The sequence below is a fragment of the Stenotrophomonas sp. a6 genome (assembly GCF_030913325.1).
GTDB lineage: Bacteria > Pseudomonadota > Gammaproteobacteria > Xanthomonadales > Xanthomonadaceae > Stenotrophomonas > Stenotrophomonas maltophilia.
Genome location: NZ_CP133161.1, coordinates 3906570 through 3922826, shown reverse-complemented (window position 1 = coordinate 3922826; position 16257 = coordinate 3906570). Strand labels below are relative to the sequence as shown.

Here is a 16257-nt window from a genome sequence, read left to right as displayed (position 1 = left end):
CTGCGATTCATCGTCGCAGGAGACCGTCATCCGGCCGAAGTCCAAGTGGCTCAACGATCCAAGTACCCAGCTTCGAGTGCTGCGCGCAGACGGTGTCGCAATCGCCAATTGAAGCCACTACCTTCTCTTCCACACAGTCCTACGCAGGTGCTCAACACACCGTCGTAGGCGGACTGTCTGCCGCAACAGCAGGCAATCCAAGGTCAATCCGCAACACTCGCCATTCCGGTGAGCCCAAGGGTTTCTGGCCGGGTGGCGCGCAGCCATACAAGACCCTGCAAGGGGAAAAGCTGCGGGCGGCCCTACGACCGTGTTGAAGCACCCGGTCGCCTCTCTCAACAGGAGGCGGAAGAGGTTCGACGAATCGTAGGAGAGTGACTATGGAGCTGAAGGAGATTGCTGCCGGGCACGGTAGGCGTGAATCGGACGCGCATGACTGCGCGTTTGCGCCGCTACTGGATTGGGAAGATGTGATGCGCGACGAGCGCGAGGATTCACTGGGATTCGCCCGAAGAGCAACATTGACGTTGCTGACGCAGTCGGGTGCTGGGTTGCTTGCGGGCTTCGGCGGCGACAAGCAGAAGGGGCTGGAAGAGGCCAGGAGGACGGTGGCGCTGTTCCACGCACACCTGCGGCGGCAGGTGTGGTTTGCGGACGTGGCGGAGAAGCGGTTGGGGCATGTGGCTGAGGCTCTTGCTGCTGCCGGGTAGCCGATCGAGCGCGGCCTCCACTACACTGTGATGCTGCGCCGGGCCTATAGCTCAACGGTTAGAGCAGGGGACTCATAATCCCTTGGTTCCAGGTTCGAATCCTGGTGGGCCCACCAACCGACCTCGCCTGACCGGTCGCAGGTCTCATCGCTCCCCAACGCGACCTGCAGCGTCGGTACCATCTGATCCGCACACAGGGATCGACCATGGCCAGCACCGATACCCCGGTGGAAGACTTCACCAACGAAATCGAAGACAGCCGGCACCTGTTTGCCTGGTGCCTGGTCCACTATGGACAGGTGCCCGAGGCGCTGGCACTTGAACAGGCACGCCAACGCTATCCCGACCAGAGCCCCGGCCGCGATTACGAACACGCGCTGATCTTCCACGACGAGCCCTGGCATTGGGCGATGCTGCAGGTGGCGGGGGAAGGTTATTGGCACCGGCGCCCGGAACTGGCGCAGCCATCGCTGGACTACGAAGCCGAATCGGACGCACTGTGCCTGGCCCGCAGTGAGCGGGTCCCACTGCTGGATGAGGACGAGTACCTTGGCGCGCTCGCGCATGCGCGCCACATGCGTGCATGGACGCTGGTCCATCAGACGGGTCGTTCGCCGGATGAAGCGCGCCAGGAGGCGCTCGGCCACTACGCGTATCATCCGCGCCATCATCGCGGTCGATTTCAGGTTCATGATCCGCGTGATGGCTGGCGTCATGTGATGAGCGTATTGAATGGCGACGATTACTGGGTGCGACCAGAGTTGCGGGAACCGCCACAGGCCTATTGGAGCGAGTCCCGCGCCTTTGTTTCGGCGCAGGGAATCCGCTTGCCGGACCCTCCGGGCTGAGGCCTGCTCGGCCGGCGAAGGCGCAGCACCGTCGATCACCGCACTCTGTGCCGAATGACACATGCCCCGCCATTTCTGCTGGCGGGAAGATGGCGGCATCCCGAAGTGGAGTGATCTGATGCCTGGTACGCTCAGTCGTCGCGCCTTCCTGGCCAATGTCGCGGCTGTTCCGGCGGCCACGCTCATGCCCACCGGTGTTGCCACGGCGGCGCAGCCCACCGTCACCACCGGGAACCTGATCGAAGCGGAGCGCAGCGTGATCCGCTCCGCCATGCAAGGCAGCGGCATCGGTGCCGCTGCCGTCTGCCTGGTCGAAGGCGGGCAGGTGCGCTGGCTCGAGGGCTTCGGGTACGCGTCGGGTCACGGTAGTGCAGCAGTAGACGCCAGTACGATGTTCAGCATCCAGTCCACCTCGAAGAATTTCGCGGCGGTGGCGGTGCTGTTGGCCGTGCAGGACGGCATCCTTGATCTGGATGCGCCCATTACCCGCTATCTGCCGTCGTTCACGGTGCGCAGTCGCTTCGAGCATTCCTCGCAGGAGCGCATCACCCTGCGCCTGCTGCTTGCCAATCGCGCGGGATTCACGCACGAGGCGCCGCTGGGCAACAATTACGAACCGGCGTCACCGGGCTTTGATGCGCACGTCCGCAGCATCTCGCAGACATGGCTGCGCTTTCCGGTGGGTACGCGCTATCGCTATTCCAACCTGGGCTTCGACCTTGCCGGTCATGTCCTTGAGCAGGTTGCGGGCATCGGCTATCCGGCCTGGCTGCAGCGCCGGATCTTCGAGCCACTGGGAATGCACGACAGTACGGCCGATGCGTCGGTTTACCTGGCAAGCAAGGGGCGGGCACTGGGAACCCAGGAAGGCCATGCGCAGGTGCCGCCAGTGACACCGCTGGTGGTGTCGGGAGGCGTCTGGACCAGTGCCGCCGACATGGCGAAGTATCTTGGCTTCCTGCTCGGTGGCGGCCAAACCGGCGCGCAGCAGCTGCTCGAGCCCCATCTCTGGGACGAGATGCATGGCTTCGGCCTGGGTGGTGACTACGGGCTCGGCGTAATGCGCAGCGAACGGCTCTACGGCAGTACACCGGTGCGGCTGCTGCACCATCGCGGCGGAGGCTTCGGATTCGGGTGCGTGTTCACCTACTGCAGGCAGGCCAACGCTGGATTCGCCGCGATGTTCAACCGCGCGACGTCCGCGGGGTACGGCATCGGCGAGCGTCTGCTCGATCAATTGCTGTCGGCGCGTTTCGGGCCCCGTCAGCCGCGTGTGCCGCTATCGTCCCTGGCGCCGATCAGGTTGAACCAGGACCAGATGCAGCGGATGGCGGGAGACTGGATAGGGCGCAGCGGCAAGGCGAAGATCGTGGTTGCCGGAAGCGGTGAACTGCAACTGCATCGTGGGGCGCAAGCTGTGGGCAGACGGTTTGCGGCCATCGACGGCGACCAGCTGTTCACCGCGGACACCGATGGAGAGGTTGCGACGTACCGTTACCATGCGGCGACGGAGAGGCTGCCGGCGCACCTGGAATGTACGAACGGCGAGGATGGCCTGGACCAGAACGATCCCATCGATGGGTCCACCGGGCCGCGCGCGCCCCATTGGCAACCCTGGCTGGGGCGCTATCGCATCGACCAATGGGGAAAACCGTCGATGTCCGTTGTGCTGGAGCAGCGACAGGGCTGGCTGTACATCGATGGCATCCGCCTGGTCACTGAAGTGGAACCAGGCCTGCTGTTCACCAGCGATGGCGAAGCGGTGGATTTCCGCGGCTCCCAGCCGACATGGCGCAACCTGCGTCTGCAGCGCGTCCAGCCCGTGGGCCAGGGGTGATGGCGGCATGCCGCGTGCTCACCCGCGCCGCCCACGCCCATCAATGCTGTAGCGCCCCGCCCCGGTGCAGGCCAGCAGCAGGAAGCCACCGGCCAGCCCCAGGTTCTTCAGGAACATGATCTGCTGGGTCGGGTCGGCAACGTTGTGGTGGAAGATGAAGGCGGTGACCAGGCTGAAGCCTGCCAGCACGATCGATACCAGCCGGGTCTGGAAGCCCAGCAGGATGCACAGGCCGCTGCCGATCTCAAAGGCGATGGTAGGCCACAGCAGGATGCCGGGTACCCCCATCGCTTCCATGTAGCCCTGGGTACCGTTGAGGTCGCCGAGCTTGCCGATGCCGGACACCAGGAACAGCGCCATCAGCAGGATGCGCGCAAGCAGGTAGGCGAGCGAATGCGATGAGTTGCTCACGTCGAAGTCCTCGGAGATGGCTGCCGAAGGCGATCGGAGCCCACCGGCAGTGAAGCCCGTGTCTACGTACCGGGCAAGGCGGCTTGACAGCTGGCCGGCCGCAGGACACCTTTCCACCATGACGATCGATATTGAATCGCTCAGCCTTCGGGAGCTGGGCGCCTTGGTGGTTGCCGCTGAACAGCGGAAACAGCTCATTTCCAGCCGCCGTCCGGCCAGCGCGGTGCGGCGGATGTTGAAGGCTGCCGCGGCCGAAGCCGGCTACACCCTCGAAGAACTCTTCGGTGGCGAAGCTTCGGAAACACCTGCGCCCGCCCGCAAACCCACCCGCCGTAAATCCGGCAAAGTCGCGCCCAAGTATCGCGACCCGGAATACAAGCGCCTGACGTGGACCGGTCGCGGGCGCATGCCGCGCTGGCTGGCGTCCAAGGTGTCGATGGGCCACAAGGCCACCGATTTCCTGATTCCTGGTTTGGCCAGGCCGACCGCTGGCAAGACCAGCACCATCGGCAAGCGGACTGTCATCAAGAAGGGATGAGGCTGCAGCACTGCTACCCTGCCCGGGTCTTTCAACCAAGGAGCACCGGATGGCACACGAGGGTGGCATGACGATCACGCCGAAAGTCCTGTACACAGCCGCAGGCGTGGCCGTGCTGGTCAGCCTGTTGGCCTGGGCGGTGGAGTGGAGCGGGATGGCCTATGTCTGCCCATACTGCCGCGTACAACGCACTGTCATCGGTGTGCTGGGCGTGCTGACATTGTTCGCGCGGCCGGGGAGCCTCATCGTGCCCTGGTTGTCGTACACAGCGGGCGGCTTCGCGTTCGTGGTTGCAGCGATGCAGCACTTCAATGGCTGGAAGCGCATTTCCGCCGGCGATTTCAGTTTCAACGCGCAGTGGTACATCGACCCGTGGCTGCTGTCAGGCGGCGCGATGCTGATCCTGGTAGCGCAGCTGATGCTGGTGCAGGCCGCCTGCCGGCGCAGCTTGCGCTGAGTGTTTCCCCCCATGGCGTGGAACTACCCGTTCTGGAATACCGCCAACTGCGCAGCAAACGCGCGCTGATAGGCGGGACGCTGCGTCGCCCGTGCCACATAGGCCACCAGCAGCGGGTACTCGTCGAGCAGGCCGCTGCTCTTCAGGCGCAGCAGCACCGAGACCATCATCAGGTCGCCCACGCTGAACCCGCCGTCCAGCCACGCCGCCGCGCCCAACCACGCGGACAGTTGCGAGAGACGCATCCGCACGCGTTCGTCCAGCATCACCAATCGCTGTGCATACCAGGGCTGTTCGCGCTCCAGCACCCAGGCCATCGAGCGCTCGACGATGGGTGGCTCCACCGTATTCAACGCGGCGAACACCCACATGACTGCGCGCATGCGTGCATCCGGACCGACGGGCAGCAGGCCGGCATGCTGTTCGGCCAGGTGCAGGACGATCGCGCCGGATTCGAACAGGACCTGGTCGCCCTCCTGCCAGGTGGGAATCTGTCCGAAGGGATTCCGCGCCAGGTGGGCAGGTTGCTTCATTTCGGCGAAGGTCAGCAGCTGCACGTCATAGGGCACGCCCAGTTCCTCCAGCGCCCAGCGCACGCGCATGTCACGGGCCAGGCCCTGGCCGCGGTCGGGGGAGGTGGCAAAGGCGGTGAGGATGGGGGACATCGCGGCGCTCCTGCAGGCGGGAAGGCCTGTCTCTTCTGTTCCGACGAACGACGAGGACGGAAATCGACATCCCTCGATGCGCTCTTCACCCCGCCTGATGCAGTTTCCGGTACTGGTCCGGCGTGCACTGTGCGTGCCGCTTGAACATCTCTGCGAAGGCGCTGACGCCGGAGTAGCCCAGCTCCTCGGCAATCCGGCTGATCGGTCGGCGTGTGCACAGCGCTTCGGTGGCACGCACGAACTTCACCCGACCGCGCCAGTCACCGAGTGACATGCCCAGCTCGCTGCGTGCCATGCGCTCCAGCTTGCGTACGCTCATATGATGCCGCTGCGCGATATCGGCGACCGACTCGGCTGCGGACAGGTGCTTCTCGATGTACGCCATCACCTGTTTCAGGGCATCGCTGCTGGCGATCGGCAGGAAGCTGGGCAGCACTGCGGCATTGAGGATCTGGTCGATCACCACGGCGGCCATGCGCCGCTGGGCCGGCGTCCGCGGATCGGTCACGCCCTGTCGCGCCAGCTCGTGCAGCAGCTCGCGCAGCAATGGGCTGACTTCCAGCGCACTGCAACGCTCGGGCAGGCGGCGTGACAAGGCCGGCGACAGGTAGGCCGAGCGATAGGCCAACCGCGACCGGTTGCGCGAATAGTGGGGCATTCCCGGTGGGATCCAGATCGCGTAATGGGGCGGGGACACCATCCACTCGCCGTCGATCTTCATCTCCATCACCCCTTGTGCGACGAAGTTGAACTGGCCCCAAGGATGGCTGTGCGTGCCCCAGTCGGTGGGCTCCATCGCACCCTGCCGGAAGTAGACCGGACCGGGCAGCTGGCGGAAGGTGGGGATGGGTTCCATCGGTTGCCGCAACCCGGGGTCGGAGTGACGCATCTTCAGGATGTCCTCGATATGCGCCAAGCGTACGCTGGCCATTCCCCCACGTACACCCACGCTCTTGAACTACCTCTTCCCAATCCTTGCCTGCCTGCTGTGGGGCGCGAATACCATCGTGACCAAGCTGGCCTCGGGCGCGGTCGGTCCCATCGATATTGGATTCTTCCGCTGGCTGGTGGCGGCCATTGTCCTGTTGCCCTTCGCGCTGCCGCGGCTGCGCAACAACCTGCAGACCGTGCGTGCCAACCTTGGCCGCTTCCTGCTGCTGGGGTGCCTGGGCGGGGTGATGTACCAGTGCCTTGCGTACTATGCGGCGCACTTCACCTCGGCCACCAACATGGGCGTGATCCAGGCATTGATTCCATTGCTCGCATTGGCGTTGTCACGCGTGTTCATGGGCCATCCGGTGCGCGGTACCTCCATTGCCGGTGCGGTGATTTCCACTGTCGGGGTGGCGGCGGTGGTCTCGCAGGGCGACCTGGCACGACTGGCCGCTCAGGGCGTGAACCGCGGTGATGCGATCATGCTGATCGGTGCGTTGGCCTTTGCCGCCTACAACGTGCTGATGCAGCGCTGGAAGATCCCGCTGACGGTGCTGGAATCGTTGTTCCTGCAGGCCACCGCCGCGTCGCTGATCCTGTTGCCGGCGCAGCTGCTGGTCGGTACCGGGGTGAACAATCTCACTGCGGTCGGTTGCATCGGGTTTGCGGCAGTATGCGCGTCGATCCTGGCCCCACTGACCTGGATGACCGGATTGTCACGGTTGGGCGCAGCGCGTGTCTCCGGCTTCTTCAACCTGGTGCCGATCGTGACCGCCGCACTGGCCGTGCTGCTGCTGGGTGAATCGCTCAGTGGCTGGGTACTGGCAGGGGGCGTGCTGGCGGTATCCGGTGTGGTCTTCGCCGAGTACGCAGCGAAGCGCGCGACGATGGCGAGTGGGGGCGAAGCGTCCTGACGCGGTCGGGCCGGACCCGCGCGGACCTCAGCCGTGGCGTGTCGTCCCGCACAGCGCCTGCTCCACCTCCTGCTCCAGCGCGTCGGCGTCGTAGCCGCGCTTGCCCTGCAGGCTCAGGTACAGCGACAGCGGGTCCACGCGGTCACCGCTACCGGTGAAGGCAGGCGGATACGACCATATCTGCAACGTTCCGCTGCGCGTGCAGTCGGGGCCGGCTGCAGGCAGTGCCCCCAGCTTCCGCCAGGCATCGATGTACAGGGCGCGCGTGATGCCGTGGTCTTTCGACGGCACCGCAAGCATTGCTTCCGTCCCTGCCTGGGGGGCGGATTGAGCATGTCGGGCCAGAACGTCGGCGACCTGTTCCCAGCAGACCTCCACTTCCTTCAGCACGGGGGAGCGCAGGAACGGCTGCGCTCTCGCCCAGACTTCGCCGCGGCTGCCGGCGAGTCTCAGGAAGCGTTCGCGTCCGCCGGTGGAGCGTTCGGCCAGTCCGCGACCGACCAGTTCAGCGGAGAGCCTCGACGCGGTCATCGAGGTGTATCCGGCAGCACGGCTGACCTCACGCGGCGACCACCAGCGTGCCTGGCCGGACAGGAGTACGTGGATGAGCACGGCCTGCGCCGAAGGCAGCAGCGAAATCGCCTTCTTCTCGTGGTCGGGCGCATCGCGGAACTCGATCGCCAGGCTGGGGGCGTACAGCTGGTTGTGCGGTACCACGAAGTCGATATGGTTCTCGACCAGGAACCTGCGCTGGGTGGGGGTGAGGTACGGCGAGACATACAGCACCATGGCCTTTGCCGCTGAGCGCAGCACTTTCACATCCTGGATGACGCGGCTGCTGGATTCGCCCGGGACGCGTGGAACTGCCAGCATCGCCGGCGTTTCACCATAGAGGGTCAGCTCGGCGATGTGATAGCGCGAGGCCATGATCTGCGGAATGAAGCGTGCCGCAGCCACGGGGCCGACCACCGAGGCCAGGCCGGGCAGGATCCGGCGCAGGTAGCGCTGCGCATCCATGACCAGATCGGTCAAGCCACTGTGTACTGCCGTTGTCATCGCTTGCTTCCCTTGGACCAGCCTCATCCCCGCAGCGGGGAGGGGGTGGTCCATCGCATTCAGTGGTGAATCCGGAGAGGTCGGGCGAGGTGGATGCCGCGCGGGCGATCCTCGCTTGCCTGCTCCATCTGCTGCCGTTGCGCCAGTGTTGCCGGGGATGTTGGAGATTGGGTCGAAGTAGCGTGGAGATTGGGTGGAGGTTGTGTGCGGCGTGGCCGGCGGAACTCCCCTTCCGCCGGCCACGTGCACGGACGCTACGGTCAGAAGCGCTGCGAGTACTTCACGTACACCGTGCGGCCGATATCGAAGCCGCCGTAGTAGGGGAAGGAACTCTGCGGCTTGGAGAACATGATCGGGCCGCGATGGTCGAACACATTGTTCGAGCCCACTGCCACGGTGCCATCCCAGGGCAGCCTGTAGCTGACCTGGATGTCGTGGAACGCGTTCGAGCCGACCCTGCGCACGGCATCCGGTTCGCCGTTGGCGATGCGTTCGGGCGCGGTGCAGGGCCGGTTTGGCATGCAGCCTTCCATCATCCCGGAGTAGTAGCGCACCGTGTACTGGGCCGAGAGGTTGCCCAGCTGCCAGTTGACGCCGAGATTGGACCGCAGGCGGAACACCCCCGGGCGTCCAATACGACCGTCCATGATGGTGTCACCGGCCGAGTTCTGCTTCTCCTCGTCGTACTTGGAGACGTAGCTGTTCTGCAGGTCAAGGGTGAAGCGACCGAACGCATACTCCGGCAGGCGGTAACGGATGCCCAGGTCCCAGCCCTCGGTCTTCATCGCGCCGAGGTTGGTCAGGCCGTAGAACATGCTGGTGATGTGGCCATCAGCGGCACGCTTGACGCTGCCGCAGCGCGAGGCATTGCCCAGCACGTAGCAGTCACGGAGGATGCGATCGACGTTGTCCTCGATGATCATGTTGGTGATCTTGTAGCTGTACCAGTCCAGGTTGATGTCCAGACCGTTGACCCAGCGCGGGCTCCAGACCACACCGACGGTCTTGCTCTTGGACTCTTCCGGGCGCAGGTTCGGGTTCGAGCCCGTGGTGAACTCGTTCGGGGTGGCGCACGGGTAGCTGGTGCAGGGCTTCAGGCCCTGGGCCAGCTGCTCGTAGCCACGCGGAACACCGGCGGCGTTGCAGGCCGCGTTGCCGTTGACGCTGTTGGTGGCGCCGATGCCGCAGGGGTCCACGTAGGTTTCGAAGCTGGTGCCCAGGCCGCCATACAGGTCGGAGATGCTGGGAGCACGGAAGCCCTCGGCGAAGGTGCCGCGCACCATCAGCTCCTCGACCGGGCGCCAGGCGAAGCTGGCCTTGGTGTTGGTGGTGCTGCCGAAGTTGCTGTAGTCGGAATAGCGTGCCGCAACGTTGACGGTCAGCTCCTTGGCGAACGGAAGGTCACGCAGCACCGGCACATTCACTTCGGCGAAGACTTCATTGAGGCTGTAACCGCCTGCAGTGGTCTGTGCCCCCAGTGCAGTGCTCTGGCGCGACTGGGCAAAGGCGTCGGGAACGTAGCGACCTTCTTCCTTGCGATACTGGTAGCCCATTGCCACCGAGAGCTCGCCCGCCGGCAGTTCCAGCACCGGGCCGGAGATGTTGGCGAAGTAGCTTCGGGTCTTGGTGATGCCGGTATCGGTGAACGTGGGGAACAGGAAGCGCTGCAGTTCCGGGTCGGCAAGCGAGCCGGCGCCAGCAACGCCGTACGGCAGCAGCGGATTCCAGGCCAGGCAGCCGGCGATCGGTGCACCTGCGCTGCCACAGCGTGCTACACCGTTGCCATCAACAAAGGACTGTCCCAGCGCTTGGCGCGAGGCGATCAGGCTCATGTCACCACGGCCGGTCTTGGTCACCTCGTTGCGGTTGAACAGCGCGCCCACCTCCCAGTCGAACGTTTTGCTGGCCAGTTCGAAGTAGCCCGACAGCGTCGGTGCCACGCGCAGCGACTTCAGCTTGCTTTCGGTCGTGCGCGGAAGCTCCCACAGGCGGCGGTTGAAGGCGATGTCATGGCCGACCGGATTGAACGCACTGTTGCCGGCCAGCGGCGTCCCGAACTTGGTCGATTCGTAGGGGTAGCCGGCAATCTGCTGGTCCGAGATGCGCTCGTTGTAGCCGATATCGGTGGTGAAGGTAATCTGGTCACTCAGTGCATAGTCGGAGCTGAGGAACAGCGACCGGCGCTCGATGCCGGTCTGCACATGCATCTGCTCGTTGCCGTTGGAATACTCGGCCGGCGTGATCGGATGGTAATCGTTCGGGTTCTTCGGGTCGCCACCACGATTGAGTGTCTTGAACACGGAATTTCCGGTGGCACAGTCGTAAAGCGCCGGGTCACACCAGGAGCCGTTCTGGCTGAGGTCGCTCCAGCCCGCGCGCGGATAACCCGGCCCCGAACCACCATGCTTGGAGAACCAGCGGTCGCGGGCGAACACCGGGTCGGCCTTCTGGTATTCCAGGGCCAAGGTGTAGCCACCTCGCTCGCCGCGCGCGCCGGTAACGAGCGAGAACGTGCTGTCCTTGCCGTCGCCCTGGCTGAACTGGCCATGCTGCGCCGAAAGCTCCAGCCCCTCGACGCTCTTGCGGGTAATGATGTTGATGACGCCGGCGATGGCGTCGGATCCGTAGAGCACCGAGGCGCCATCCTTGAGCACGTCGATGCGCTCGACCGCGCTCATTGGAATCTGGCTCAGGTCCTGCAGGCCGCTGGTGCTGGCGCCCAGGCGCTTGCCGTTCACCAGCACCAGGGTGCGGGTGGCCCCGAGGTTGCGGATGTTTGCGTAGCTGCCGCCGACGTCTTCGCCGGACGACAGCGTGCGCGAACGCGAGAGCGCTGGTGCGCCGGCCGACGTGAGGTTCTGCAGGACGTCGGCGATGGTGGTGAAGCCCTGCTGCTCGATCATCTTGCGCGAGATGGCAAGCACCGGCTGCTGGGTTTCCACATCCACGCTGCGTATCGCCGATCCCGTCACCTGGATGCGGTCCAGGTTCTTCGGAGACTTCGCAGCATCGTCCTGTGCATTGGCAGCCGGCGAGAAAACGGCAGCCAACACGGCGCCGATCCCTGCCGAAAGCAGAGTGTATTTGTAGTGCATTGTTTCTCTCTCCAAATCCGTTGTGTGGTCGCAATGCGCGCGGCGCTACGACCGGTCTGCATTCCGTTACCCGGAATCGAGAGGAACCTAACATCCCGCTCACATTTGAACTGCGTTATGGACGCGTTATCTTCGCGCGCCTTTGGCCGCTGTCCTGCACGGGGAGTGCACGTCGCGTCGACGTTGTGCAATGTCGTTTCGCTTCAGTCTGGCAGCTCCTTTCCCGGCATACACAGGAGGCCGCCGATGAATACGCCTGGCAAGCCGAAACCCAGCTGGAAGCAATGGCATGTGCTGCTGGTGATTCTGGCAATTGCGCTGCTGATCAGCCTGATCATCGTCATCGCGCCATGGTGAGGCAGGCATCGCATGCGTCTTTTCCGTGAACATTCAATGATGACGGCAATGAAGAAGTCAGCACGTGTTCCGCATGGTGATGTGTACATCAATTCGTACTCACCCGGCCGGCACACGAGGACGATGATAGTGAGGTCGAAGGCAGTGCCGACGCGCTGCCATTCTCCACTGACTTTCGAGCACACAGGAGCGACGCCATGAGCACCCAGTCCACCATCGAACATCGCCTCAACGACCTGATCGAGATCGCCCGTGATGGCAAGTCCTTCTATGAGGAAGCCGCAACGAAGGTAAAGGATGCCGAACTGTCGGCACTGTTCACCCGTATCGCCGGGGTCAAGGCGCGGATCGTCGCGGCGCTGAGTGGTTCGGTTGCCGCCAGCGGCGGCAAGCCGGCCGAGCACGGCACCATGGTCGGTTCGATGCAGCAGTTCTACGGCAAGGTGCGCGCCGCGTTTGGTGATACCAACTACGGCTACGTGGCCGAACTGGAAGAATCCGAAGACCGCCTGCTGGGCGCGTTCAAGGATGTGCTGCAGGACAACGATCTGCCGCCGGCGGTGCGCCAGGAAGTGACCCAGCTGCTGCCGGATGTGCAGGAGTGCCACAACGTCATGCGGGCACGCAAGCACGCCATGAAGGCCGCCTGACGTCCCGCGCCGGGCGGCCGATCGCGGCCGTCGAGCCCCGGGGGCGCGTCATGGCCCGGGAACCTTCGCAGCCCGGCAGGGCCGCGAAGGACCGGGCGTCCGGCCCCGTTTCCATGGTTATACTTGGCCGAGTCCAGGGAACAGGCGCGGCATGACGAAGGGGGCTTCGTCCAGCATCAACGTCAATCGCCAACCGGATGCAGCCGCGTCCGGTTCTGTGCGTGTGCGCGGTTTGCTGTGATGTGCGCTTCGCCGGTCTTTCCGTTGCCTGGTCCTGGTTGTCCCATCGCCATCCATTGCGAACAGGCCCACTGACGATGCGTCGAGTCAATGCACTTTCCGCGATGATGTTGCTGGGCACGGTTGTGGGAAGTGCGGGGGCGCAGTCCTACAGCAAGACCAACGTCATCACCTATCACGATGATCTGTCGAAGTGGGTGCTTGGCCAGGTCCGGACGTCGGTCAACCAGGACACGGGCCGGACCGAGTCCCAGGTGGATTATGACCCGGCCACCGCGAAGCCCCAGCGGATCCATGCCTTCGGCCAGCTCCAGCAGACCATTCACTACAACAGCGACGGTACCGTTCGCGCCGTGGTGGATGGGCGTGGCAATACGGTGAGCCTGTCCGGCTGGAAGCGCGGCATCCCCGGGAACATCCAGTATGCGGATGGTTCGACCCAGTCTGCCGGCGTGGATGACAATGGCTGGATACGCTGGATCACCGATGGCCGGGGCAACACCACGCGTTACGACTACGACGCGATGGGGCGCATGTCGCTGGTCGACTACCCCGACGGCGATACGGTGGACTGGGCGTCCACCACGACACAGTTTGCCCAGGTGGGCGGCGCCGAGTACGGCATTCCTGCCGGTCATTGGCGGCAGACGGTCAGCACCGGCAATGCGCGCAAGGTCACCTACTACGATGCGCTGTGGCGCCCATTGCTGGTGCGCGAGTACGACGCGGGCAATGAAGCCGGCACGCAGCGGGCCTCGGTGACCGCCTATGACACGGAGGGGCGGGTCACCTTCCAGTCCTATCCTGTCGCGGGGGTCGGTACGGTCCAGGACGCCGGAACTGGCGTCCGTACGACGTACGACGCACTTGGGCGGGTGGTCCAGGTCAGCCAGGATTCCGAGATTGGCGCGCTGGTCAGCACAACCGAGTACCTGCCGGGGCGGCGCGTGCGCACGACCAATGCCAGGGGTATCCCGACCGTCGTGACCTACACCGGTGCAGATGCCGCGAAGCTTGACTGGCCGGTACGTATCGAACTGGCAGAGGGAGCCGTGCTGGATATCCCGCGGGACGTCTTCGGCAAGCCGACGTCGATCACCCGCAGGGCCAGCAATGGCTCGGTGACGTCGACCCGGCGCTATGTCTACGATGCGGCGCAGCGGTTGTGCAAGACGATCGAACCGGAAACCGGCGCCACCGTAATTGACTACGACGCCGCATCGAACCCGGTTGGAAGCGCGCAGGGGTTGGACCTGTCCGATGCAGGCAACTGCAACCAGGACATTGCCGCGGCGAGCGGGCGCCGGGTGGTGCGTTCCTATGACGCACGCAACCGGCTCGCATCACTGCAGTTCCCCGACGGCAATGGCAACCAGCGCTGGAGCTACTGGCCCGATGGCCTGGTCAAGCAGGTCACCACGTTGAACGCCGGGGTGGAGACGCACAACAGCTATGCGTACAACCGTCGCGGGCTGCTCATCGGTGAGGTGCAGAGCCCCACCGATGGCGAAGCGCTGGCGATGGGGTATGCCTACGACGCACTGGGCAACCTGTCCGCGCATCGCTATCCCTCCGGCAACGTGGTCGCGTATGCGCCCAACGCGCTGGGACAGGCCGGGCAGGCGGGCTCCTACGCCGCCGGCGTGGTCTATTACCCCAACGGGGCGATTCGTCAGTTCACCTATGGCAACGGTATTGTCCACACGATGGTGCAGAACGCGCGCCAGTTGCCGGATGAAAGCCAGGACACGCTTGGCGCAACCCGGATCCTCAGCGACGGCTACGACTACGATGCGGTCGGCAATGTGATGGCAATCACTGACGGTGCCACCGGCCGCAACCAGCGTGGCAACCGCAATCTGGGCTATGACGCGCTGGATCGGCTCGTTTCGGCTTCCTCGCCCATGTTCGGCTCGGCGAGCTACAGCTATGACGCGTTGGACAACCTCACGCGGGTGACGATTCTCGGCCGTGACCATCACTACTGCTATGACAACGCCTGGCGCTTGACCAACGTGAAGATCAACGGGTGCGGAGGGTCAACCGTGGTCGGCCTGGCCTACGATGCGCAGGGCAATCTGCGGGCGAAGAACGGACAGCCGTTCGCCTTCGACTTCGGCAACCGGCTGCGTGCGGCGGCAGGTTCCGAGAGCTACCGTTACGACGCTGACGGTCGCCGCACACAGACAGATTCATCGTTCGGACGGATCACCTCGATGTACGACCACGCCGGCGTCCTCCGCTACCAGGCGAGCGAGCGCGAGGACAAACGGACCGATTACATCACGCTGGGCGGAAGCCTGGTCGCCAAGGCAGCGGTGCCGATGCGGCGTTCGCCGGCCGCGAAGGACTTCGTTGGGTGGTCGCCTGTGGCCTCTGCCGTCCGCTACGTCGTCGAGGAAAGCGTGGACGGGGTGACCTGGACCACGGTCTACGAAGGCAACGCCGCGAACTGGACGTCGGCCGCACGCCCTGCCACCAGCTATGCGTATCGCGTGCTTGCCTGTGGCGCCACGGGGAGCTGCACGCCGGTGTCCGATGTCTCGCATGTCCAGCGTCCGCAGGGTGACATCGTGCCCCTGCTGTACCAGCTGCTGCTGGGCTGAGCGTAGCGGACCGCACGGGCCGCAGTGCACCGTCAACCGGTTGTTCATGACAGGGGAAAGAAGAACATGGATGGAGTACGTGCTGTATCGCGCCTGCGTGGCGCCATCGGCGGCAAGGTTCTGCTGGCGCTGGTGGCAGTGCTGGGAACTGGCCTGGCCTCAACGGCAAATGCTGAGCCTTACAACCTGGAAGGCCATCGGATCGTATCCGTCGCAACTGGCTGGGGCGGGGAAGGGTTCTACCTGGTGACGCAAGGTGTGCTTCCAGCGGGCTCGGATTGTGGGGGGAGCAATCGCTTCATTCTCCTCAATGATCATCCGATGCAGAGGGAGATGGTCTCGATGCTGCTCATCGCCTGGCAGAACAAGCTGCGTGTCGGATTGCGTGTCGACGGCTGCACCTCCGGAGTAATGCAGCTGAGGGCCGTGACGATGCCTGAGGCCTGATGTCTGAATCCACAGGGGAACTACATGATGATGAGTGACGCGACGCCGGGCTTCCGCAGGAGGTTGGGAGCGGGGCTGGCCTTGACGTTGGCCTTGTGCCTGTCTGCACCACTGAAGGCGGAGCCAACCAGCGATCAGATGACGATTCTGTCGCTGCGGCCGTACATGGACGGCCCGGCGGGAATTGTGTACGTGCATGTTTCGAGTACGGCGTTCTGCAATACCGATACCTTTGCAATCGACATGTCCCGGCCGGGAGCCAAGGAAGCCTACGCGGCGGCGTTGGCAGCGCTGACATCGGGGAAGAATGTCCGGCTCGAGGCGTTCAACTCCACCGGGTGCAATGGCTGGGCGACCCGGCTCCAGTCGATCTTCATTCACGCGTAACGCTCCACGGATGGATCCAGGACGCGATGATCCTGGGGTATCGCGCACAGCCCTGGGGCGTGGATAAAAAGGGGGCGGCCCTGAGGCCGCCCCAAACCGTCAAGAG

At 64.4% G+C, this 16257-nt stretch carries 15 protein-coding genes and 1 tRNA gene; 11 read left to right on the top strand and 5 right to left on the bottom strand.

Going from position 1 to position 16257, the window contains the following annotated elements:
* Positions 1–380: 380 nt before the first annotated feature.
* The 4 genes from Q9Q79_RS17980 (at position 381) to Q9Q79_RS17965 (ending at position 3395) form a co-directional block, all read left to right on the top strand.
* On the top strand, positions 381–710 hold the full coding sequence (locus Q9Q79_RS17980) for a hypothetical protein (RefSeq protein ID WP_236672469.1): 330 nt from the start codon (positions 381–383) through the stop codon (positions 708–710).
* 40 nt (positions 711–750) lie between these two features.
* Positions 751–826 (top strand) — tRNA-Ile (locus Q9Q79_RS17975).
* A 90-nt stretch (positions 827–916) separates the two neighbouring features.
* Positions 917–1558: a hypothetical protein gene (locus Q9Q79_RS17970; RefSeq protein ID WP_099530476.1), complete on the top strand. Its 642-nt coding sequence runs from the start codon at positions 917–919 to the stop codon at positions 1556–1558.
* 61 nt (positions 1559–1619) lie between these two features.
* A complete protein-coding gene (locus Q9Q79_RS17965; protein WP_236672470.1) occupies positions 1620–3395 on the top strand; it encodes a serine hydrolase domain-containing protein in 1776 nt (591 codons plus the stop codon).
* Positions 3396–3413: 18 nt separating this feature from the next.
* On the opposite strand, the gene Q9Q79_RS17960 is transcribed toward Q9Q79_RS17965, so the two are convergent.
* On the bottom strand, positions 3414–3806 hold the full coding sequence (locus tag Q9Q79_RS17960) for a DoxX family protein (protein ID WP_043034583.1): 393 nt from the start codon (positions 3804–3806) through the stop codon (positions 3414–3416).
* Between the two features lie 118 nt (positions 3807–3924).
* Between Q9Q79_RS17960 and Q9Q79_RS17955 the strand changes: the two genes are divergently transcribed.
* Together Q9Q79_RS17955 and Q9Q79_RS17950 are read left to right on the top strand one after the other, a co-directional pair.
* Complete coding sequence (locus Q9Q79_RS17955; RefSeq protein WP_005414575.1) at positions 3925–4344, top strand: H-NS histone family protein; 420 nt, start codon at positions 3925–3927, stop codon at positions 4342–4344.
* 49 nt (positions 4345–4393) lie between these two features.
* On the top strand, positions 4394–4801 hold the full coding sequence (locus Q9Q79_RS17950) for a hypothetical protein (protein ID WP_005411174.1): 408 nt from the start codon (positions 4394–4396) through the stop codon (positions 4799–4801).
* A gap of 23 nt (positions 4802–4824) precedes the next feature.
* Here Q9Q79_RS17950 and Q9Q79_RS17945 read toward each other — a convergent pair whose 3' ends face one another.
* Together Q9Q79_RS17945 and Q9Q79_RS17940 are read right to left on the bottom strand one after the other, a co-directional pair.
* A complete protein-coding gene (locus Q9Q79_RS17945) occupies positions 4825–5466 on the bottom strand; it encodes a glutathione S-transferase family protein (RefSeq protein ID WP_005411173.1) in 642 nt (213 codons plus the stop codon).
* Positions 5467–5551: 85 nt separating this feature from the next.
* Entirely contained in the window at positions 5552–6355 is an 804-nt protein-coding gene (locus Q9Q79_RS17940; RefSeq protein ID WP_088431974.1) for a helix-turn-helix transcriptional regulator, read from the bottom strand.
* Between the two features lie 118 nt (positions 6356–6473).
* On the opposite strand from Q9Q79_RS17940, the gene Q9Q79_RS17935 reads away from it, so the two are divergent.
* Complete coding sequence (locus Q9Q79_RS17935; protein ID WP_229298686.1) at positions 6474–7313, top strand: DMT family transporter; 840 nt, start codon at positions 6474–6476, stop codon at positions 7311–7313.
* Between the two features lie 27 nt (positions 7314–7340).
* On the opposite strand, the gene Q9Q79_RS17930 is transcribed toward Q9Q79_RS17935, so the two are convergent.
* Positions 7341–8369: a hypothetical protein gene (locus Q9Q79_RS17930; protein WP_164172944.1), complete on the bottom strand. Its 1029-nt coding sequence runs from the start codon at positions 8367–8369 to the stop codon at positions 7341–7343.
* 260 nt (positions 8370–8629) lie between these two features.
* Positions 8630–11464, bottom strand: a complete 2835-nt coding sequence (locus Q9Q79_RS17925; RefSeq protein WP_005414571.1) for a TonB-dependent receptor — start codon at positions 11462–11464, stop codon at positions 8630–8632.
* 554 nt (positions 11465–12018) lie between these two features.
* Here Q9Q79_RS17925 and Q9Q79_RS17920 point away from each other — a divergent pair.
* The 4 genes from Q9Q79_RS17920 to Q9Q79_RS17905 all read left to right on the top strand — a co-directional run bounded on the left by Q9Q79_RS17920 (position 12019) and on the right by Q9Q79_RS17905 (position 16151).
* Positions 12019–12471: a PA2169 family four-helix-bundle protein gene (locus Q9Q79_RS17920; protein ID WP_005411167.1), complete on the top strand. Its 453-nt coding sequence runs from the start codon at positions 12019–12021 to the stop codon at positions 12469–12471.
* A 344-nt stretch (positions 12472–12815) separates the two neighbouring features.
* Positions 12816–15317 (top strand): RHS repeat protein, encoded by a 2502-nt coding sequence (locus tag Q9Q79_RS17915; protein WP_227415272.1) that lies wholly within the window; start codon positions 12816–12818, stop codon positions 15315–15317.
* 66 nt (positions 15318–15383) lie between these two features.
* Entirely contained in the window at positions 15384–15764 is a 381-nt protein-coding gene (locus Q9Q79_RS17910; RefSeq protein ID WP_201863725.1) for a hypothetical protein, read from the top strand.
* A gap of 30 nt (positions 15765–15794) precedes the next feature.
* Positions 15795–16151 carry a hypothetical protein gene (locus Q9Q79_RS17905; protein ID WP_225792032.1) on the top strand — a complete coding sequence of 119 codons (357 nt, stop codon included), beginning with the start codon at positions 15795–15797 and terminating at the stop codon, positions 16149–16151.
* Positions 16152–16257: the final 106 nt, after the last annotated feature.

Excerpts from the sequence above, each read along its gene's own strand:
- Q9Q79_RS17980 (WP_236672469.1), top strand. The coding sequence starts at position 381 with ATGGAGCTGAAGGAGATTGCTGCCGGGCACGGTAGGCGTGAATCGGAC.
- Q9Q79_RS17970 (WP_099530476.1), top strand. The coding sequence starts at position 917 with ATGGCCAGCACCGATACCCCGGTGGAAGACTTCACCAACGAAATCGAA.
- Q9Q79_RS17965 (WP_236672470.1), top strand. The coding sequence starts at position 1,620 with ATGCCCCGCCATTTCTGCTGGCGGGAAGATGGCGGCATCCCGAAGTGG.
- Q9Q79_RS17955 (WP_005414575.1), top strand. The coding sequence starts at position 3,925 with ATGACGATCGATATTGAATCGCTCAGCCTTCGGGAGCTGGGCGCCTTG.
- Q9Q79_RS17950 (WP_005411174.1), top strand. The coding sequence starts at position 4,394 with ATGGCACACGAGGGTGGCATGACGATCACGCCGAAAGTCCTGTACACA.
- Q9Q79_RS17945 (WP_005411173.1), bottom strand. The coding sequence starts at position 5,466 with ATGTCCCCCATCCTCACCGCCTTTGCCACCTCCCCCGACCGCGGCCAG.
- Q9Q79_RS17940 (WP_088431974.1), bottom strand. The coding sequence starts at position 6,355 with ATGCGTCACTCCGACCCCGGGTTGCGGCAACCGATGGAACCCATCCCC.
- Q9Q79_RS17930 (WP_164172944.1), bottom strand. The coding sequence starts at position 8,369 with ATGACAACGGCAGTACACAGTGGCTTGACCGATCTGGTCATGGATGCG.
- Q9Q79_RS17925 (WP_005414571.1), bottom strand. The coding sequence starts at position 11,464 with ATGCACTACAAATACACTCTGCTTTCGGCAGGGATCGGCGCCGTGTTG.
- Q9Q79_RS17920 (WP_005411167.1), top strand. The coding sequence starts at position 12,019 with ATGAGCACCCAGTCCACCATCGAACATCGCCTCAACGACCTGATCGAG.
- Q9Q79_RS17915 (WP_227415272.1), top strand. The coding sequence starts at position 12,816 with ATGATGTTGCTGGGCACGGTTGTGGGAAGTGCGGGGGCGCAGTCCTAC.
- Q9Q79_RS17910 (WP_201863725.1), top strand. The coding sequence starts at position 15,384 with ATGGATGGAGTACGTGCTGTATCGCGCCTGCGTGGCGCCATCGGCGGC.
- Q9Q79_RS17905 (WP_225792032.1), top strand. The coding sequence starts at position 15,795 with ATGAGTGACGCGACGCCGGGCTTCCGCAGGAGGTTGGGAGCGGGGCTG.